This is a genomic window from Intrasporangium zincisolvens, from assembly GCF_034724055.1.
Lineage (GTDB): Bacteria > Actinomycetota > Actinomycetes > Actinomycetales > Dermatophilaceae > Monashia > Monashia zincisolvens.
This window is the reverse complement of record NZ_JAWIIL010000006.1, coordinates 209233-228947: the sequence shown is the minus strand read 5'-3', so window position 1 is coordinate 228947 and position 19715 is coordinate 209233. Positions and strand designations below refer to the sequence as shown.

15 protein-coding genes are annotated in these 19715 nt (G+C 73.0%); 14 read left to right on the top strand and 1 reads right to left on the bottom strand.

Annotation, left to right across the window (positions count from 1 at the left end):
* Positions 1 to 54 precede the first annotated feature (54 nt).
* Entirely contained in the window at positions 55 to 828 is a 774-nt protein-coding gene (gene hisF / locus RY076_RS17020) for an imidazole glycerol phosphate synthase subunit HisF (protein ID WP_323100176.1), read from the top strand.
* A gap of 30 nt (positions 829 to 858) precedes the next feature.
* On the opposite strand, the gene RY076_RS17015 is transcribed toward hisF, so the two are convergent.
* Positions 859 to 1500 carry a TIGR03085 family metal-binding protein gene (locus RY076_RS17015; protein WP_323100175.1) on the bottom strand — a complete coding sequence of 214 codons (642 nt, stop codon included), beginning with the start codon at positions 1498 to 1500 and terminating at the stop codon, positions 859 to 861.
* 72 nt (positions 1501 to 1572) lie between these two features.
* Here RY076_RS17015 and RY076_RS17010 point away from each other — a divergent pair, with 72 nt between their 5' ends.
* The 13 genes from RY076_RS17010 to RY076_RS16950 all read left to right on the top strand — a co-directional run bounded on the left by RY076_RS17010 (position 1573) and on the right by RY076_RS16950 (position 19673).
* Positions 1573 to 2604 carry a GNAT family N-acetyltransferase gene (locus RY076_RS17010; protein WP_323100173.1) on the top strand — a complete coding sequence of 344 codons (1032 nt, stop codon included), beginning with the start codon at positions 1573 to 1575 and terminating at the stop codon, positions 2602 to 2604.
* A 94-nt stretch (positions 2605 to 2698) separates the two neighbouring features.
* A complete protein-coding gene (locus RY076_RS17005) occupies positions 2699 to 4624 on the top strand; it encodes an ABC transporter ATP-binding protein (protein WP_323100171.1) in 1926 nt (641 codons plus the stop codon).
* Positions 4621 to 6432 (top strand): ABC transporter ATP-binding protein, encoded by a 1812-nt coding sequence (locus RY076_RS17000; RefSeq protein ID WP_323100169.1) that lies wholly within the window; start codon positions 4621 to 4623, stop codon positions 6430 to 6432. The genes RY076_RS17005 and RY076_RS17000 overlap by 4 nt, the downstream gene beginning before the upstream one ends.
* Before the next feature lie 19 nt (positions 6433 to 6451).
* On the top strand, positions 6452 to 6859 hold the full coding sequence (hisI, locus tag RY076_RS16995) for a phosphoribosyl-AMP cyclohydrolase (protein WP_323100167.1): 408 nt from the start codon (positions 6452 to 6454) through the stop codon (positions 6857 to 6859).
* Between the two features lie 81 nt (positions 6860 to 6940).
* Entirely contained in the window at positions 6941 to 8524 is a 1584-nt protein-coding gene (locus RY076_RS16990; RefSeq protein ID WP_323100165.1) for an anthranilate synthase component I, read from the top strand.
* The gene (locus RY076_RS16985) at positions 8521 to 9105 is read left to right on the top strand and encodes a Trp biosynthesis-associated membrane protein (RefSeq protein ID WP_323100163.1); all 585 of its coding nucleotides are present in this window, start codon (positions 8521 to 8523) and stop codon (positions 9103 to 9105) included. Before RY076_RS16990 ends, RY076_RS16985 begins: the two co-directional genes overlap by 4 nt.
* A 79-nt stretch (positions 9106 to 9184) precedes the next feature.
* Positions 9185 to 9454, top strand: a complete 270-nt coding sequence (locus tag RY076_RS16980) for an HGxxPAAW family protein (RefSeq protein ID WP_323100162.1) — start codon at positions 9185 to 9187, stop codon at positions 9452 to 9454.
* Positions 9455 to 9459: 5 nt separating this feature from the next.
* Positions 9460 to 10296, top strand: coding sequence for an indole-3-glycerol phosphate synthase TrpC (trpC, locus tag RY076_RS16975; protein ID WP_323100161.1), 837 nt, complete (start codon positions 9460 to 9462; stop codon positions 10294 to 10296).
* A complete protein-coding gene (trpB, locus tag RY076_RS16970; protein ID WP_323100159.1) occupies positions 10293 to 11597 on the top strand; it encodes a tryptophan synthase subunit beta in 1305 nt (434 codons plus the stop codon). Before trpC ends, trpB begins: the two co-directional genes overlap by 4 nt.
* Positions 11594 to 12394, top strand: coding sequence for a tryptophan synthase subunit alpha (gene trpA, locus RY076_RS16965; protein ID WP_323100158.1), 801 nt, complete (start codon positions 11594 to 11596; stop codon positions 12392 to 12394). The genes trpB and trpA overlap by 4 nt, the downstream gene beginning before the upstream one ends.
* Positions 12391 to 13458, top strand: coding sequence for a prolipoprotein diacylglyceryl transferase (gene lgt / locus RY076_RS16960; protein WP_323100157.1), 1068 nt, complete (start codon positions 12391 to 12393; stop codon positions 13456 to 13458). The genes trpA and lgt overlap by 4 nt, the downstream gene beginning before the upstream one ends.
* Positions 13459 to 13657: 199 nt before the next feature.
* The gene (gene gltB / locus RY076_RS16955; protein ID WP_323100156.1) at positions 13658 to 18223 is read left to right on the top strand and encodes a glutamate synthase large subunit; all 4566 of its coding nucleotides are present in this window, start codon (positions 13658 to 13660) and stop codon (positions 18221 to 18223) included.
* On the top strand, positions 18216 to 19673 hold the full coding sequence (locus RY076_RS16950) for a glutamate synthase subunit beta (protein WP_323100154.1): 1458 nt from the start codon (positions 18216 to 18218) through the stop codon (positions 19671 to 19673). Before gltB ends, RY076_RS16950 begins: the two co-directional genes overlap by 8 nt.
* Positions 19674 to 19715: the final 42 nt, after the last annotated feature.

The following is a 19715-nucleotide window of genomic DNA, read 5'->3' as shown; positions in this document are numbered from 1 at the left end:
ACCGTGGGCGAGACCGACCGGCGTCTCGCCCTCCGGCTGTCCTAGCCTTGGGACATGCCCGTCGCCACCCGCGTCATCGCCTGTCTCGACGTCGACGCCGGACGCGTGGTCAAGGGCGTCAACTTCGAGAACCTGCGCGACGCCGGCGACCCCGTCGAGCTCGCGAAGGCCTACGACGCCCAGGGCGTCGACGAGCTGACCTTCCTCGACGTCACGGCGAGCAGCGGCAACCGCGAGACGACCTACGACGTCGTGCGCCGCACCGCCGAGCAGGTGTTCATCCCGCTGACCGTCGGCGGGGGCGTGCGCACCGTCGACGACGTCGACCGCCTGCTGCGCGCCGGCGCCGACAAGGTCGGGGTCAACACGGCGGCCATCGCCCGGCCCGAGCTCATCGCCGAGATCGCGGCCCGCTTCGGCGCGCAGGTGCTCGTCCTGTCCGCGGACGTTCGGCGCCGCCTCGGCGACGACGGCCGCCTCACCGACGACTTCGTCATGACGACGCACGGCGGCCGCACGCCCGTCGACCTCGACGCCGTCGAGTGGTGCGCGCGGGCGGCCGAGCTCGGCGCCGGTGAGATCCTGCTCAACTCCATGGACGCCGACGGCACGAAGGACGGCTTCGACCTCGAGCTCATCCGCCGCGTCCGGGCCGCCGTGTCGGTGCCGGTCATCGCGAGCGGGGGAGCGGGCCGCCTCGAGCACTTCGCGCCCGCCGTGCAGGCCGGGGCCGACGCGGTGCTGGCCGCGAGCGTCTTCCACTTCGGCGAGCTGACCGTCGGCCAGGTCAAGGACGCTCTGCGCGAGGCCGGCGTCACCGTCCGCTAGGGCCCTCGGCGGGGGTCGGCAGACCGGCCGTCAGGAGATGCCGAGGTGCGCGCCCTGCAGGGCGGCGATGTCATCGGCGTCGCCGGACGCCTCGACGCCTGCGACGTCCTGGCGCCCGTACGCGAACAGGACCAGCTCGAGGGGCGCGCCGCGCAGCACGACGGTGCCGTGGGCGTCGGGCAGCTTCGCCGCGTGACGGCCCCGCCCGGGGGCCACGAGGACGATGCCGGTCGGTGCCTTGCGGAACATGAGGCGCGCGGTGCGGCGCAGGGCCGCCCACAAGGCCGCCTCGAGGTCCGGGGTCAGCTCGCGCGGCGTCCAGTCGGCCTGGGCGCGGCGGACGTCCTCGTGGTGCACGACGTACTCGACGGTGTTCGTCAGCTCGTCGACCGCGGCGAGGTGCATCGGGTTCCAGACCGGGGCGCCGGCCCGGACGCGCGCCACGAGGTCGGTGTAGTCGCCGGCGGCGATGGCGCGCTGCTCGCGGTCGAGGCGGTCGGCGAGGAAGGGGACGTAGGCGCCGGCCTGAAGGTCGGGGCGGTGCTCGCGCACGACGAGGTGCGCCGCGAGGTCACGCGTGGCCCAGCCCTCGCACAGCGTCGGGGCGTCGGGGCCGAGGCGGTCGAGCGTGTCGCAGAGCTGGAGCCGTTCGGTCCGGGCGTGGCGCGTCATGGGCGTCATCCTCTCAGGCGCACCGGGACAAACTCGGTGGCCCCGCCGTCCGCCCCTGCCTAGGGTCGTGCCGTGATCGAGCTCGTCCGCCCCACCGCCGACCTGTCCTCGTCGTGGTGGGAGCTCGTCGACGCCTTCGACGGCGAGACCGTCCACGGCTCCGGCTACCGCCACACCGACCGCGAGCAGCTCGCCGACCCCGACGCGTTCGCCGAGTGGGTCGACTGGCTCGGGCGGCAGGAGCGCACCGACCTCGAGCTGCCCGAGGGGCGCGTCGCCTCGGCGTACCGCTGGGTCGTCGAGGACGGACGCGTCGTGGGCACCATCGCGATCCGTCGTGACCTCAACGCGGCACTGCTCGTCGAGGGCGGCCACATCGGCTACGCCGTCGCGCCCTTCGCGCGTCGGCGCGGGGTCGCCACCGCCGCGCTCCGCCTCGCCCTGGCCGTGGCCGCCACCCACGGCAACGACCCCGTCCTCGTCACGTGCGACGACGACAACGTCGCGTCGGCGCGCACCGTCGAGGCGTGCGGCGGGTACCTCGAGCAGACCGTCGAGGGCCACCGCCGCTACTGGGTGCCCACGGGAGCAGCCGCCGAGCCGGTCGGGCCGGGGCCGGTCGAGTCGCGGTTCGCGCGGCTCGTGCCGGTGACGCGCGAGGAGGCCGACGCGATGCGACGCGGCGAGCAGCGTCCGGGGTGGGCGCCCGGCTACCCGCGCGAGGACGACCTCGACGCCATCGGCATGATGCAGGACCCCGACGCGTGGTCGCCCCGTCACATCGTGCGCCGCTCCGACGGCGTCGCCGTCGGGACCATCGGCTGCTTCGGCCCGCCCGACGACGCCGGCGTCGTCGAGGTCGGCTACGGACTCGTCGAGCAGGCGCGCGGCGGCGGCCTCATGACCGACGTCCTCGGCGCCATGGTGCGCTCGCTCGAGGCGGCTGGGCTGTGCGTCGTCGCCCACACCGAGCCGGGCAACGTCGCCAGCCACCGGGTCCTCGCGCGGCTCGGCTTCCGGCGCAGCCTCGAGGGCGAGGAGCCGGGGCCCGAGGCCGAGTGGCTGTGGACGCGTGCCCGCGCCGGGGCGGTCACCGGTCCGTGAGAAGGTGGGAAGTCGCCGATCCGGGATGCCCGGGCGGCGACGACCAGCGAGCGAGGACGGCCCACGAGGCCCAGCGACAGGGGAGCGCCACACCGTGAACGGACCGTCGACCTCGGGTGCCGACACCGGCCGCTCCACCCTCCGTGAGGGGCTCGGCGTCATCGGCCGAGGCATCAAGGGCCAGCCGCGGTGGTTCTCCCTCGCCGTCCTCGGCAGCGTTGTCTACGGCGTCATGACCGGCCTCACCGCGTGGGCCATCGGCTGGGTCGTCGAGCACTCGGTCAGCCCGGCCATCGACGCCCACTACGTCACGGCCGAGCAGCTGTGGACCATCGGCGGCGTCCTCGCGCTCGTCGTGCTCGTCAACGTCGTCGGGGTCATCGGCCGCCGCCTCGCCGGCGGCATCGCCATGTTCAACCTCGGGGCGATGTACCGGCGGCAGGTCACGCGTCAGTACCTGCGCCTACCGCTCGCCTGGCACCACAAGCACCCGTCCGGCCAGCTCCTGTCGAACGCCAACGCCGACGTCGAGGCGACGTGGAACATCTTCGCGCCGCTGCCGATGGCCCTCGGCGTCGTCGTCATGCTCGTCTTCGGCATCGTCCAGATGACCGTCATCGACCCGTGGCTCGCGCTCGTCGGCCTCACGGTGTTCCCGATGCTGTTCCTGGCCAACGTCGCCTTCCAGCGGGCCATGTCGCCGCGCGTCACCCGGGCCCAGCAGCTGCGGGCCGACGTGTCCGAGGTGGCGCACGAGAGCTTCGAGGCCGCGCTCGTCGTCAAGTCGCTCGGCCGTGAGGACCACGAGGCCGAGCGGTTCGCGGCCGTCACCCACGACCTGCGCGCCGCCAACGTCGAGGTCGGTCGCACCCGCGGCCGGTTCGACCCCGTCATCGAGGCCATCCCGACCATCGGCACGCTCGCGGTGCTCTTCGTCGGCACCCTGCGCGTCCAGGGTGGCTACCTCTCGGCGGCGCAGGTCGTGCAGATCGCCTACCTCTTCTCCATCCTCGCCTTCCCGGTCCGGGCGCTCGGCTGGGTGCTCGCCGAGATGCCGCGAGCCGTGGTCGGCTGGCGCCGCATCGAGGCGGTGCTCGAGGCCACCGGCAGCATGACCTACGGCGAGCGCGAGCTGCCCCGGGGCCGGGCCAGCCACCTGCAGGCCGACGGGCTCGCCTACGCCTACGAGATCGAGACCGAGGACGGCGGCACCGATCTCAACCCGGCGATCGTCGACGTCACCCTCGACGTCACGCCCGGCTCGACCGTCGCCGTCGTCGGGCCCACCGGTAGCGGCAAGACCACCCTGACCAACCTCCTGCTGCGCCTCGTCGACCCCGACAGCGGCGCAGTGCTCCTCGACGGCGTCGACCTGCGCGAGGTGCGCCACGGCGGCGTCAGCGACGTCGCGGCACTCGTCGCCCAGCAGACGTTCATGTTCGACGACACCGTCCGTGGCAACGTCACCCTCGGCGCCGAGCACGACGACGAGGGGGTGTGGCGCGCCCTCAACATCGCCCAGGGCGCGAGCTTCGTCGAGCGCCTGCCCGACGCCCTCGACACCCACGTCGGCGAGCGCGGCGCGTCGCTCTCCGGTGGCCAGCGACAGCGGATCGCCCTGGCCCGCGCCGTGATCCGCGAGCCGCAGCTGCTCGTCCTCGACGACGCCACCTCGGCCGTCGACCCGAGCGTCGAGCAGGCGATCCTCGCCCGGCTCCGCGAGGCCAGCTCGGGCACCACGGTCGTCGTCGTCGCCTACCGGATGGCCACCATCCTGCTCGCCGACGAGGTCGTCTACGTCGAGGCCGGGCGCGTCGTCGACCACGGCCGGCACGCCGAGCTCATGGGCCGGTGCGCCGGCTACGAGCGGCTCGTCACCGCCTACGCCCGTGAGGCGGCCGAGCGCGAGGCGATCGCCGCCGGCGCCGAGGACCTCGACGAGTACGACCTCGTCGACGCCGAGACAGGCGCTGACGCCGGCACCCCGGACGGACGCGACGAGCAGGAGGCGGTCCGATGAGCATGCGCTCCCAGGCCCCGGTCGAGCACCACGGCATCGCCACCGGCCACGAGCTGACCACCGGCGAGACGCTCCGGCGCGGGCTCGAGCTCTCGCCCGAGCTGCGCCGCGGCATCGGCGTCACGATGGCCCTCGCCGTCCTGTCGACGTTCGGTCGCGTCCTCGTGCCGTTCGTCGTCCAGCGCATCACCGACAACGGCATCCTCGCCGCCGGCGGCCCCGACATCGCCGTCGTCACCTTCTGGATCTCGGTCGCGCTCGTCGGCGTGGTCGTCACCGCGTTCTCGGCCTACTTCGTCAACGTCCGGCTCTTCCGCGCGTCCGAGGGTGGGCTGGCGACGTTGCGGCTCAAGGCGTTCCGCCACATCCACGACCTCGCGATGCTGACGCAGAACACCGAGCGGCGCGGGTCGCTGGTCTCCCGGGTCACCTCCGACGTCGACACGATCTCGATGTTCGTGCAGTTCGGCGGGCTCATGCTCATCGTCAACGTCGCGCAGATCACGCTCGCGACGGTGCTCATGGTGTTCTACAGCCCGATCCTCGCCCTGGTCGTGTGGCTGTGCTTCGTGCCGCTGTTCGTCATCATCCGCACCTTCCAGGGCATCGTCGGGCGGGCGTACACGAAGGTGCGCGAGCGCGTCGGCGACATGCTCGGCGCCATCTCCGAGGCCGTCGTCGGCGCCCAGGCCATCCGGGCGTACGGCGTCGAGGCCCGCACCGCAGGCCGCATCGACGCCGCGATCGAGGGGCACCGCAGCGCCGCCATCGGTGCCCAGGCCCGTTCCGTCATCGCGTTCACGTCCGGTCAGCTCGTCTCGGGCCTGACCACCGCGGTCGTCCTCGTCGTCGGCACCGTCCTCGCCGTCGACGGGCGGCTCACGCTCGGCGAGCTGCTCGCGTTCCTGTTCCTCGTCAACCTCTTCACGATGCCGGTGCAGCAGGCCACCGAGATCCTCAACGAGATGCAGAACGCCGTCGCGGGATGGCGTCGCGTCATCGGCATCATCGACACCCCGGCCGACGTGAGCGACCCGGCAGAGGAGGGCGTCGAGCTGCCGCGCGGGCCCATCACGGTGCAGTTCAGCGGCGTCGGGTTCTCCTACCCCGGAGGCGAGCCCGTCCTGCACGACATCGACCTCACGATCGCGCCGCGCAGCCGCGTCGCCATCGTCGGCGAGACCGGGTCGGGCAAGTCGACCCTCGCCAAGCTCCTGACCCGGCTCATGGACCCGACCACCGGCCGGGTGCTGCTCGACGGCACCGAGCTGCGCCGGATCCGGTTCTCCTCGCTGCGGTCCCGGGTCGTCCTCGTTCCGCAGGAAGGCTTCCTCTTCGACGGCACGCTCCTCGACAACGTCCGGTTCGGGCGCCCCGAGGCCACCGAGGAGCAGGTGCGCGCGACGCTGGCCGACCTCGGGCTCGACGGCTGGGTCGCGACGCTCCCGCTGGGCCTCGCCACCGAGGTCGGCCAGCGGGGCGAGTCGCTGTCGGCGGGTGAGCGACAGCTCGTCGCCCTCGCCCGGGCCTACCTCGCCGACCCCGACCTGCTCGTCCTCGACGAGGCCACCTCGGCGGTCGACCCGCACACGGAGGTGCGCCTGCAGCGGGCCCTCGACTCGCTGACCCGTGGCCGCACCTCGATCGCCATCGCGCACCGGCTCTCGACCGCCGAGAACGCCGACGAGGTGATCGTCGTCGACGCCGGGCGCATCGTCGAGCGCGGCCACCACAGCGAGCTCGTCGCCCTCGGTGGCGTCTACACGCGCCTGCACGCCTCGTGGGTGGCCCAGCAGCAGGCGCTCTGAGGTCCGGCACAATGTCCCGGTGACCGCCGACCCCGCCGACACCACCGGCCCCGCTGACCTCACCGTGCTCGATCCGCGCATCGCCGAGCTGCTCAAGCGCGACGAGCACGGCCTCGTCGCGGCGGTCGTGCAGCAGCACGACACCCGCGACGTGCTCATGGTCGGCTGGATGGACGACGAGGCGCTGCGGCGCACCCTGACCGAGGGCCGCGTCACCTTCTGGTCGCGCAGCCGCCGGGAGTACTGGCGCAAGGGCGACACGAGCGGCCACGTCCAGTGGGTCAAGGGAGTGCGCCTCGACTGCGACGGCGATGCCCTGCTCGTCACCGTCGACCAGGTCGGCGCGGCCTGCCACACCGGCGACCGTACGTGCTTCGACGCCCGGGTCCTGCCCGCCGTCGTCGGCGAGGCCGCACCCGCCACCTGACCGACCACCTGACCGGTCCCGGCACGTCCGGTGGGTGAGGGGCGGCGGGAGCGTCCGGACGCGGTGGGCCAGAATGGGCCGGTGCCCGACTCGACCGCCCCGCTCGCACCCGCGCCCGCCCCGCACGCCGATCTCGCGTGGGGCCGCACGTGGCCGAGCCTGCCGGTCTTCACCGAGCTCGCGCTCGAGCACCGTCGCGTCATCCCCGTCGTGCGCCGCGTCCTCGCCGACGCCGAGACGCCGGTGGGCGTGTACCGCAAGCTCGCCGCCGACGCCCCGGGCACCTTCCTGCTCGAGTCGGCCGAGCACGGCGGCGTCTGGTCGCGCTATTCGATCGTCGGCGCTCGCAGTGCCGCGACCCTGACCGAGCGAGGGGGAGAGACCCACTGGATCGGTGAGCCGCCCGTCGGCCTGCCCACGACCGGTGACCCGACCGTCGCCGTCCGCGACACCGTCGCCGCCCTCGCGACCCCGCGCATCCCCGGGCTGCCGCCGCTCACCGGCGGCCTCGTCGGGGCGATCACCTACGACGCGGTGCGCCGGTGGGAGACGGTCCCCGACGCCGGGCGCGACGAGCTCGACCTGCCCGAGGTCGCGATGATGCTCGCCACCGACCTCGCGGTGTTCGACCACAGCGACGGCTCGCTCCTGCTCGTGGCCAACGCCGTCAACCACGACGCCACCGACGAGCGTATCGAGGACGCCTGGGCCGACGCCGTGACCCGTCTGGACCGGATGGAGGACCTGCTCGCCGAACCGGCGCCGAGCACCGTCTCGACGATCGAGCCGGTCGACCTCGAGCCGACGAGCAGCCACACCCAGCCGCAGTTCGAGGCGATGGTCGAGGAGGCCAAGGAGGCGATCCGGGCCGGCGAGGCCTTCCAGATCGTCGTCTCCCAGCGGTTCACCGTGCCGTGCGCGGCCGACGCCCTCGACGTCTACCGGGCGCTGCGCGTCAGCAACCCGAGCCCGTACATGTACCTGCTGCGCCTGCCGCACCCCGACGGCTCGGCCTACGACGTCGTCGGCTCGAGCCCCGAGGCGCTCATCAAGGTCACCGACCGGCAGGCCATCACGCACCCGATCGCCGGCTCGCGACCCCGCGGCAAGAGCCCGGACCACGACGCCCACCTCGCCGAGGAGCTGCTCGCCGACACCAAGGAGCGAGCCGAGCACCTCATGCTCGTCGACCTCGCGCGCAACGACCTCCAGCGCATCTGCCGGGCCGGCACCGTCGACACCGTCGACTTCATGTCGATCCGCCGCTACAGCCACATCATGCACATCGAGTCGACGGTCGTCGGCGACCTCCGCGAGGGCCGGAGCGCCTTCGACGCCCTCGTCGCGACCTTCCCCGCGGGCACCCTGAGCGGTGCCCCGAAGCCGCGGGCCATGGCGCTCATCGACGGGTACGAGGGCCTGCGGCGCGGGCTCTACGGCGGCGTCGTCGGCTACCTCGACTTCGCCGGCGACCTCGACATGGCCATCGCGATCCGCACGGCGCTCATCAAGGACGGCCTGGCCCACGTGCAGGCCGGCGCGGGCATCGTCGCCGACTCGGTGCCGCACCTCGAGTACGAGGAGACCGTCAACAAGGCCGCGGCCGCGCTGCGCGCCGTCGCGGCGGCCGCCGGGCTCCGCCGGGTCAGCGTCGGGCGCGCATGAGGCTGTCCAAGCGGCTCGCCGCGGTCGCCGTCCTCGTGCCGGCGGCACTGCTCCTCGGCCTGTCGACGCTGCCCTGGGCCCGCGGCGAGGCCCGCGACGTCCTCGCCCACGGCCTGACGGAGGTGACCGGCGGCCAGGCAGCCCCGGGCATCCCCGGTCTCGCCGCCGTGTGCGCCGTCGGTCTGCTCGGGCTGCTCACCGGCGGACGCGTCATCCGCGCCGTCTCCGCGGTGGCGATGGTGCTCGCCTCCCTCGGGGCGCTGGCCTTCACGCTCCTCGTCGCGCTGCGCCCGGTCGACGCCGTGGCCGGGGCGGTCGCGCGCGAGCTGGCCCGTACGACCGCGCCCGACGCCACCGGGTCGACGACCCCCTGGGCCTGGGTCGCCGTCGTCGTGGCGGTCGCGCTCGTGGCCGGGTGCGTCCTCACGGCCCTGTCGAGCCGGTCCTGGGCGGGCCTGTCGGGCCGCTACGAACGCGGCGAACGACCCGAGAGCGGACCGCGCGGGGAGGTGCGCACCGCATGGGACGAGCTGTCCGACGGTGGCGACCCGACCCTGCGCGACGCCCCCGACGAGACCTGAGGCAAGGCCCACCGCGAGACCTGACAGAATGTCGGGGTCGGCCCACCGGACCCCGGCCGACGCGACGAGAGAGGACGCCATGGAAGAGCAGCACGAGGACCACGGACACAGCGTTGCCGCGTGGACGGCGGTCGGCATCATCCTGCTCGGATCGGCCATCGCCTCCGTCGGCGTCGTCGCGGCCAACCTGCCGATCAGCATCGTCGGTGGCGTCGTCATCGTCCTCGGTGTGGTCGCCGGCAAGGTCATGTCGATGGCCGGGTACGGCAGCTCGTCGCACCACGCGCAGGCCGGCAGCCTCGTCGACGCGCCGGACGAGGTCGGCAGCCAGACGCTCGGCCAGAGCTGAGCACCGTGGCGACGGTCCTCGACGGGATCATCAGCGGCGTCCGGGAGGATCTCGGACGCCGCCGTGCCGCGACGCCGCTCGCCGAGCTCGAGCGCCGGGTGGCCGACGCCGCCCCGGCCCTCGACCCGCTGCCCGGCTTCCGCACCGCCCACGGCGTCGCGGTCATCGCCGAGGTCAAGCGCTCGAGCCCGAGCAAGGGCGCCCTGGCGCAGATCCCCGAGCCGGGCCGTCTCGCGTCCGCCTACGCCGCCGGCGGGGCCGCGGCCATCAGCGTCCTCACCGAGGAGCGCCGTTTCGGCGGCACGCTCGCCGACCTCGACGAGGTGCGCCGCAGCGTGCCGACTCCCTTGCTGCGCAAGGACTTCATGGTCGAGGCCTACCAGGTCACCGAGGCCCGTGCGCACGGCGCCGACCTCGTCCTGCTCATCGTCGCGGCGCTCGACGACGCGCAGCTGCGCGACCTCGGCCAGCAGGCCCACGAGCTCGGCATGACGTGCCTCGTCGAGGTCCACGACGCCGCCGAGCTCGAGCGCGCGCTCGCCGCGGACGCCGTCCTCGTCGGCGTCAACGCCCGCAACCTCAAGACCCTCGAGGTCGACCCCCGCACCGTCACCGACCTGCTGCCGCGCATCCCGTCCGGGGTCCTGTCCGTCGCCGAGTCCGGCGTCGCCGGGCCCGACGACGTCGCGGCGTACGTCCGCGCCGGCGCCGACGCCGTGCTCGTCGGCGAGGCGCTCGTCAAGGACGGCGACCCCGAGGCCGCCGTTCGTTCGTTCATGGACGCCGCCGCCGCGGCGCGCACCGCCGGTGCGCCCGCCGCCGGCGTCAGGGAGAGGGCATGACCGCATCACCCGCACCACAGCCAGCAGCAGCGCCTGCACCGCACGGCCGCTTCGGCGAGTTCGGCGGACGCTACGTCCCCGAGGCGCTGATCCCGGCGCTCGAGCAGCTCGAGGAGGTGTGGCGCAAGGCCGTCGTCGACCCCGAGTTCGTCGGTGAGCTCGAGCGGCTGCACCGGACGTACACCGGCCGCCCGAGCATCATCACCGAGGTGCCGCGGTTCGCCGAGCACTGCGGCGGGGCCCGGGTCATCCTCAAGCGCGAGGACCTCAACCACACCGGCTCGCACAAGATCAACAACGTGCTCGGCCAGGCGCTGCTGACCAAGCGGATGGGCAAGACGCGCGTCATCGCCGAGACGGGCGCCGGCCAGCACGGCGTCGCCACGGCCACGGCGGCCGCGCTGCTCGGTCTCGAGTGCGTCGTCTACATGGGCCGCAAGGACACCGAGCGCCAGGCGCTCAACGTCGCCCGGATGCAGCTGCTCGGGGCCACCGTCGTGCCCGTCGACAACGGCAGCAAGACACTCAAGGACGCCGTCAACGAGGCGTTCCGCGACTGGGTCGCCAACGTCGACACCACGCACTACGTCCTCGGCACCGTCACCGGCCCGCACCCGTTCCCCGAGATGGTCCGCGACTTCCACCGCATCATCGGCGTCGAGGCCCGCCAGCAGGTCCTCGACCTCGTCGGCCGGCTGCCCGACGTCGTGTGCGCGTGCGTCGGCGGCGGCTCCAACGCCATGGGCATCTTCCACCGGTTCCTCGACGACGCGTCGGTGCGCCTCGTCGGCTTCGAGGCCGGCGGGTCCGGCGTCGCGTCGGGCAAGCACGCGGCGCGCTTCGCCGCCGGCACCCCGGGCGTCCTGCACGGCGCGTTCACCTACGTGCTGCAGGACGACGACGGCCAGACCATCGAGTCGCACAGCGTCTCCGCGGGCCTCGACTACCCGAGCGTCGGCCCGGAGCACGCGCACCTGCTGCGCACCGGCCGCGCCGAGTACCGGCCGATCACCGACGACGAGGCCATGGAGGCCTTCCGCCTCCTCGCGCAGACCGAGGGCATCCTGCCGGCCATCGAGAGCGCGCACGCCCTCGCCGGCGCGATGCAGCTCGGCCGCGAGCTCGGCCCCGACGCCGTCGTCCTCGTCAACCTGTCGGGCCGCGGCGACAAGGACGTCCACACGGCTGCCGCGTGGTTCGGCCTCATCGGCGACGAGGGCCAGACCGTCATCGCCGACGCGTCCGCCGACGTCGCGGCCACCGCCGACGACGGCGCCAAGGGCATGGGAGAGCAGCTGTGAGCGTCGGAGCGGTCCTGCAGGCCTGCAGCGACGAGGGCCGCGCCGCCCTCGTCGGCTACCTGCCCGTCGGCTTCCCGTCCGTCGAGGGCTCGGTCGAGGCGATGCGCGTCCTCGTCGAGAACGGCGTCGACGTCGTCGAGGTCGGCGTGCCCTACAGCGACCCCGTCATGGACGGCCCCGTCATCCAGGACGCCGCAGTGCGTGCTCTCGCCGCCGGCGTCCACCTCAAGGACGTCTTCACGGCTGTCCGGGCCGTCGCCGACGCGGGGGCCCAGGCCCTCGTCATGACGTACTGGAACCCCGTGCTGCACTACGGCGTCGAGCGTTTCGCCGCCGACCTCGCCGCGGCCGGGGGAGCGGGCCTCATCACGCCCGACCTCATCCCCGACGAGGCTGGCGAGTGGATCGCCGCCGCCGACGCCCACGACCTCGACAAGGTCTTCCTCGTCGCCCCGAGCTCGACGCCAGAGCGGCTTGCCTACGTCACGGCCGCCAGCCGCGGCTTCGTCTACGCGACCGCCGTCATGGGCGTCACCGGTGCGCGGTCGGCCGTCGGCGCACAGGCCGACGCCCTCGTCGCCCGCACCCGCGAGCACACCGACCTGCCGGTCTGCGTCGGCCTCGGCGTCTCCACGGGCGCGCAGGCCGCCGAGGTCGGACGCTTCGCCGACGGTGTCATCGTCGGCTCGGCGCTCGTGCGCTGCCTCACCGAGGCGGCATCGCCCGAGGCCGGCCTCGAGGCGCTCGGCGCGCTGGCCCGCGAGCTCGCCGACGGCGTCCGGGCGGCGCGCGGATGACCGCGCTCGCCTCCCTGCCGGCGTACATCCCGTCGCCGACGGTCGGCGTCTGGCACCTCGGCCCGCTGCCGATCCGCGGGTACGCCATGTGCATCCTCGCGGGCATCGTGGTCGCCGTCTGGCTGACCTCGCGCCGGCTCACCGCGCTCGGCTACCAGCGCGGCGTCGCCATCGACATCTCCGCGTGGGCGGTGCCCTTCGGCATCGTCGGCGGCCGGCTCTACCACCTCATCACGACGCCGCAGCCCTACTTCGGCCCGAACGGCGACCCGTGGAAGGCCTTCGCCATCTACGAGGGCGGCCTCGGCATCTGGGGCGCCGTCGCGCTCGGCGCGCTCGGCGCGTGGATCGGCGCGCGGAAGCACGACGTCAGCTTCCGCCACTTCGTCGACGCCGCGGCGCCGGGCCTGGCCATCGCCCAGGCGATGGGCCGGTTCGGCAACTGGTTCAACAACGAGATCTACGGCGCCCCCACCGACCTGCCGTGGAAGCTGAAGATCTACGTCTGGGACACCAGCGCCGGGCGCGCGGTCCTCGACTCGGCGGGACAGCCCGTCGTCAAGGGCTACTTCCAGCCGACCTTCCTCTACGAGGCCCTCTGGTGCCTCGCCCTCGCGGCGTTCCTCATCTGGCTCGGGCGCCACCGGCAGCTGCGGGCCGGCCAGACGTTCGCCGCCTACGTCATGGGCTACCCGGTGGGCCGCATCGTCATCGAGAACATGCGCAGCGACGAGGCCAACCGCATCCTCGGCCAGCGGGTGAACACGTGGGTCTCGATCCTCGTGTTCCTCCTCGGTCTCCTCCTCTGGATCCGGTTCCGGGGGATGGCGCAGCCGGACACGCCCCGCGCCGACGACGGCCCGGAGGCCGACGCGTCCGACGCGTCCGACGCGTCCGACGCGTCCGACGGCGCGGATGCGTCCGACGGCTCCGACGCGTCCGACGGCTCCGACGCGTCCGACGGCACCGACACGTCCGAAGATCCTGCGGTCGGCACGCGTGGCGACGGGGCAAACGACGCCCCCGCCAGCCCCGCGGAGAAGGAGCGCGCGTCGGGCTCCTGACGCGACCTTCGTCACGTCCGACCACGCCGTCTGCGCACGGCGTCTCAGCATCCGAAATCTCGCGTATCAACAGGTAGGACGGCGGGCTCCTCCGCTAGCCTCGACGCAACACAGCCTGTGGCCAGCGCCGTCCACACGCTTTCGTCATGCGTTTGCGGCCCTCCACGCCGCTCCTTGGTACCCGAGAAGGACGGTGAACATGTCGCCGCACACCCGTACCCGGAACCTCTTCAGTGCTCAGCCTGAGGACTCCGGTCTCTACCGCCGCGAGTTCGAGCACGACGCCTGTGGTGTCGCCCTCATCGCGACGATGCGCGGGAGCGCCGGGCACGACATCGTCGAGCACGCCCTGACGGCGCTGCGCAACCTCGACCACCGTGGCGCCACCGGGGCCGACCCGCTTGTCGGCGACGGCGCCGGCGTGCTGACGCAGATCCCCGACGCGTTCTTCCGGGGCGTCCTGCCGTTCACCCTGCCGAACTCCGGCGCGTATGCCGCGGGCATCGCCTTCCTGCCCGCGAACGCCGTCGAGCGCGCCGCGGCCAAGGCCCGCATCGAGGACATCGCGGCCCAGGAGAACCTCAAGGTCCTCGGCTGGCGCGACGTCCCCGTCGAGGCCGACCTCGTCGGCCAGGTGGCCCGTGACTGCATGCCGCACTTCGAGCAGCTCTTCGTCAGCAGCTCGATCGGCCGGCAGGTCGCCCTCGGCCTCGACCGGCTCGCCTTCTGCCTGCGCAAGCGCGCCGAGCGCGAGGTCGACGTCTACTTCGCCTCCCTGTCGGCCCGCACCATCGTCTACAAGGGCATGCTGACGACCGGCCAGCTCGAGCCGTTCTTCCCCGACCTGTCCGACCCGCGCTTCGCCACCGAGCTCGCGCTCGTGCACTCGCGGTTCTCGACGAACACGTTCCCGTCGTGGCCGCTCGCGCACCCCTACCGGCTCATCGCCCACAACGGCGAGATCAACACCGTCAAGGGCAACCGCAACTGGATGCACGCCCGCGAGAGCCTGCTCACGAGCGACATCATCCCGGGCGACCTCAACCGGCTCTTCCCGATCTGCACGCCCGAGGCGTCCGACTCGGCCAGCTTCGACGAGGTCCTCGAGCTGCTCCACCTCGGCGGCCGCTCGCTGCCGCACGCCGTCCTCATGATGATCCCGGAGGCCTGGGAGAACCACGAGACGATGGACCCGGCCCGCAAGGCCTTCTACGAGTTCCACTCCAGCTTCATGGAGCCGTGGGACGGCCCGGCCAACGTCTGCTTCACCGACGGCACGCTCGTCGGCGCGGTCCTCGACCGCAACGGCCTGCGCCCCGGTCGCTACGCCGTCACCGACGACGGCCTCGTCGTGCTCGCCTCCGAGACCGGCGTCCTCGAGCTCGACCCGGAGCGCGTCGTCCAGCGCGGGCGGCTGCAGCCCGGGAAGATGTTCCTCGTCGACACCGAGCACGGCCGGATCGTCGGCGACGACGAGATCAAGTCACAGCTCGCGGCGGCCAAGCCGTACGCGGAGTGGCTGCACGCCGGCCTCATCCGTCTCGAGGACCTCCCCGAGCGCGAGCACATCGTCCACACCGCGGCGTCGGTCGCACGCCGCCAGCAGACGTTCGGCTACACCGCCGAGGAGCTGCGCATCCTCCTGGCGCCGATGGCCCGCACCGGCGGCGAGGCGCTCGGCTCGATGGGCACCGACACCCCGATCGCGGTGCTGTCCTCGCGCCCGCGCCTGCTCTTCGACTACTTCACCCAGCTCTTCGCCCAGGTGACCAACCCGCCGCTCGACGCCATCCGAGAGGAGCTCGTCACCTCGCTCGGCACCTTCATGGGCCCGGAGGGCAACGCGCTGTCGGCGTCGCCGGCGCACGCCCGTCAGCTCGTGCTCGAGTTCCCGGTCATCGACAACGACGAGCTCGCCAAGATCGTGCACATCAACGCCGACGGCGACCTGCCGGGCTACGCGACGCACGTCGTCCGCGGCCTCTACGACGTCACCGGCGGCGCCGGCGCCATGCGCGACCGGCTCGAGGAGATCTTCGCCGAGGTGTCCCAGGCCATCGCCCGGGGCGCGCGCTTCGTCGTGCTCTCCGACCGCGACTCCGGCCGTGACCTCGCGCCGATCCCGTCGCTGCTGCTCACGGCGGCCGTGCACCACCACCTCATCCGCGAGAAGACCCGCACCCAGGTGGGCCTGCTCGTCGAGGCGGGTGACGTGCGCGAGGTGCACCACGTCGCCCTGCTCATCGGCTTCGGTGCCGCGGCGGTCAACCCGTACCTGGCCATGGAGACCGTCGAGGACCTCGTCCGGTCGCGCCAGATCGAGGGCGTCACTCCCGAGAAGGCGGTCCGGAACCTCATCAAGGCGCTCGGCAAGGGCGTCCTCAAGGTCATGTCGAAGATGGGCATCTCGACCGTGGCGTCCTACCGCGGCGCGCAGGTCTTCGAGGCCATCGGCCTGTCGCAGGACCTCGTCGACCGCTACTTCACCGGCACGGTGAGCCAGCTCGGCGGCGTCGGGCTCGACGTCATCGCCCGCGAGGCGGCGGAGCGGCACGCCAAGGCCTACCCGCCCGACGGCGTCCACCAGCCGCACCGCATCCTCGACGTCGGCGGCGAGTACCAGTGGCGTCGTGAGGGCGAGCCGCACCTCTTCGACCCCGAGACGGTCTTCCGCCTCCAGCACTCGACGCGCCAGCGCCGCTACGACGTGTTCAAGCAGTACACGAACCGCGTCGACGACCAGACGACGCGTCTCATGACGCTTCGCGGCCTCATGGGCTTCCGGCCCACCGGGGTCACCGGCCGGCTGCCCGTGCCGATCGAGGAGGTCGAGCCGGTCAGCGAGATCGTCAAGCGCTTCAACACCGGTGCGATGAGCTACGGCTCGATCTCCCAGGAGGCCCACGAGACCCTCGCGGTCGCCATGAACCACCTCGGCGGCCGGTCCAACACCGGCGAGGGCGGCGAGGACCTCGATCGCCTCCTCGACCCCGAGCGTCGTTCTGCCGTCAAGCAGGTCGCCTCCGGGCGCTTCGGCGTCACGAGCCTCTACCTGACGCACTCCGACGACATCCAGATCAAGATGGCCCAGGGCGCCAAGCCCGGCGAGGGCGGCCAGCTGCCCGGTCACAAGGTGTACCCGTGGGTGGCGCGCACCCGGCACTCGACGCCCGGCGTCGGCCTCATCAGCCCGCCGCCGCACCACGACATCTACTCGATCGAGGACCTCGCCCAGCTGATCCACGACCTCAAGAACGCCAACCCGGCGGCGCGGGTCCATGTCAAGCTCGTCTCCGAGGTCGGCGTCGGCACCGTCGCGGCCGGTGTGTCGAAGGCCCACGCCGACGTCGTGCTCATCTCGGGCCACGACGGCGGCACGGGCGCCAGCCCGCTCACCTCGCTCAAGCACGCCGGCGCCCCGTGGGAGCTCGGCCTCGCCGAGGCCCAGCAGACGCTCGTGCTCAACGGGCTGCGCGACCGCATCGTCGTGCAGGTCGACGGCCAGCTGAAGACCGGCCGCGACGTCGTCGTCGCCGCACTGCTCGGTGCGGAGGAGTTCGGGTTCGCCACGGCCCCGCTCGTGGTCTCCGGCTGCGTCATGATGCGTGTCTGCCACCTCGACACGTGCCCGGTCGGCATCGCCACCCAGAACCCTGAGCTGCGGGCCCGCTTCACAGGCAAGCCGGAGTTCGTCGAGACGTTCTTCGAGTACATCGCCGAGGAGGTCCGCGAGCACCTCGCGGCGCTCGGGTTCCGCTCGATCGAGGAGGCCGTCGGCCAGGTCGGCAGCCTCGACATCGAGAAGGCCGTCTCGCACTGGAAGGCCTCGGGCCTGGACCTCACGCCGATCCTGTCCGTCGCCGACAACCCGTCCGGCGGCACGCTGCACCAGTCGACGGCCCAGGACCACGGCCTCGACAAGGCGCTCGACAACGAGCTGCTGACGCGGGCCCTGCCGGCCATCGAGAGCGGCGAGCAGGTGCGCTCGAGCATCGCGGTGCGCAACGTCAACCGGACGGTCGGCACGATGCTCGGGCACCACGTCACCAAGTCGCACCCGTACGGCCTGCCCGACAACACCATCGAGCTGACGATGACCGGCTCAGGCGGCCAGTCCTTCGGGGCGTTCCTGCCGTCCGGCGTCACGATGCAGCTGTTCGGCGACGCCAACGACTACGTGGGCAAGGGCCTGTCCGGCGGACGTGTCGTCGTCCGGCCGGCCAAGGAGGCGCGCCTCGTCGCCGAGGAGAACGTCATCGCCGGCAACGTCATCGCGTACGGCGCGACCACCGGCGAGCTGTTCCTGCGCGGCGTCGTGGGGGAGCGGTTCTGCGTCCGCAACTCCGGCGCCCACGCGGTCGTCGAGGGCGTCGGCGACCATGGCTGCGAGTACATGACCGGCGGCGTCGCCGTCGTCCTCGGGGCCACGGGGCGCAACTTCGCGGCGGGCATGTCCGGCGGCGTCGCCTACGTCCTCGACCTCGACCCGCTCCTCGTCAACCCCGAGCTCGTCGACCTCGGGCCGCTGCGACCCGACGACGAGACGACCCTGCGAGGTCTGCTCGAGGGGCACGCGCAGTGGACCGGCTCGCCGGTCGCCCAGGCCCTGCTCGACGACTGGGCGTCCGCCCGCGAGCGGTTCACGCTCGTCCTTCCCCGCGACTACCAGCGTGTCCTCGACGTCCGCGCCACGGCCGAGGCCGAGGGCCTCGACCCCGACGGCGCCGACGTGTGGAACCGGATCATGGAGGCTTCCCGTGGCTGACCCCCAGGGCTTTCTCACCACCCGCGAGCGCGAGCTCCCCACCCGTCGCCCGGTCCCGGTGCGCATCCGGGACTGGAAGGAGGTCTACGAGGAGCAGGAGCGCGGCCAGCTCGAGCGCCAGGCCGGACGCTGCATGGACTGCGGCATCCCGTTCTGCCACTCCGGCTGCCCGCTCGGCAACCTCATCCCCGAGTGGAACACCCTCGCGTGGCGGGGCGACTGGTCCGACGCCATCGAGCGGCTCCACGCGACGAACAACTTCCCGGAGTTCACCGGACGCCTGTGCCCGGCACCGTGCGAGACCGCGTGCGTCCTCGGGATCAACCAGCCGGCCGTGACGATCAAGCAGGTCGAGGTCACGACGATCGAGCGCGCCTTCGACGGCGGGCTCGTGCAGCCGCTGCCGCCCGAGCGCCTCTCCGGCAAGACGGTCGCGGTCGTCGGCTCCGGGCCCGCGGGCCTCGCGGCCGCCCAGCAGCTGACCCGCGCGGGCCACACCGTCGCGGTCTTCGAACGGGCCGACAAGCCTGGCGGCCTGCTGCGCTACGGCATCCCCGAGTTCAAGATGGAGAAGTCGGTCCTCGACCGGCGCCTGGCCCAGATGGAGGCCGAGGGCACGCGCTTCCGCAACAGCGTCGACGTCGGCGGCGACGTCACCGGCCAGCAGCTGCGTGACCGCTACGACGCCGTCGTGCTCGCCCTCGGCGCCACGGTGCCGCGCGACCTCTCGGTGCCGGGCCGCGAGCTCGGCGGCATCCACCAGGCGATGGACTACCTGCCGCAGGGCAACCGTGCCGCGCTCGGCGAGGACGTGCCCGACCAGATCCTCGCCACCGACAAGCACGTCGTCGTCATCGGCGGCGGCGACACCGGCGCCGACTGCATCGGCACGGCGCACCGCCAGGGCGCCGCGTCGGTGACGAGCCTCGAGATCCTGCCCCAGCCGGGGGAGGACCGCCCGGCCGGCCAGCCCTGGCCGACCTACCCGATGCTCTACCGCGTCGCGAGCGCCCACGAGGAGGGCGGCGAGCGCGTCTACGCCGTCAGCACCACCGAGTTCGTCGGCGACGACGACGGCAACGTCGCGGCGCTGCGCCTGACCGAGGTCGAGATGGTCGACGGGAAGCTGACGCCGATGCCGGGCACCGAGCGCGAGATCCCCGCACAGCTCGTGCTCTTCGCGATGGGCTTCCTCGGCCCGCAGGGCCCGGGCGTCGTCGAGCAGCTCGGCGTCGACCTCGACGAGCGCAGCAACGTCCGGCGCGACAAGAACTTCATGAGCTCGGTGCCCGGCGTCTTCGTCGCCGGCGACGCCGGTCGTGGCCAGTCGCTCATCGTGTGGGCCATCGCCGAGGGCCGGGCCGCCGCCGCGGGCGTCGACGCCTGGCTCACCGGGTCCTCGTCGCTGCCGCGCCCGATCGGCCCGAACGACCGCCCGCTCACCGCCTGACGGGGCCGGTCCTGCCGCTACACCAAGGGGGTTCGTCCACGG

What these genes read in the sequence shown, in the direction of transcription:
- gltB (WP_323100156.1), top strand. Translation starts at nt 13,658, where the DNA reads ATGTCGCCGCACACCCGTACCCGGAACCTCTTCAGTGCTCAGCCTGAG.
- hisF (WP_323100176.1), top strand. Translation starts at nt 55, where the DNA reads ATGCCCGTCGCCACCCGCGTCATCGCCTGTCTCGACGTCGACGCCGGA.
- RY076_RS16980 (WP_323100162.1), top strand. Translation starts at nt 9,185, where the DNA reads ATGGAAGAGCAGCACGAGGACCACGGACACAGCGTTGCCGCGTGGACG.
- lgt (WP_323100157.1), top strand. Translation starts at nt 12,391, where the DNA reads ATGACCGCGCTCGCCTCCCTGCCGGCGTACATCCCGTCGCCGACGGTC.
- trpB (WP_323100159.1), top strand. Translation starts at nt 10,293, where the DNA reads ATGACCGCATCACCCGCACCACAGCCAGCAGCAGCGCCTGCACCGCAC.
- RY076_RS16985 (WP_323100163.1), top strand. Translation starts at nt 8,521, where the DNA reads ATGAGGCTGTCCAAGCGGCTCGCCGCGGTCGCCGTCCTCGTGCCGGCG.
- RY076_RS17015 (WP_323100175.1), bottom strand. Translation starts at nt 1,500, where the DNA reads ATGACGCGCCACGCCCGGACCGAACGGCTCCAGCTCTGCGACACGCTC.
- RY076_RS17000 (WP_323100169.1), top strand. Translation starts at nt 4,621, where the DNA reads ATGAGCATGCGCTCCCAGGCCCCGGTCGAGCACCACGGCATCGCCACC.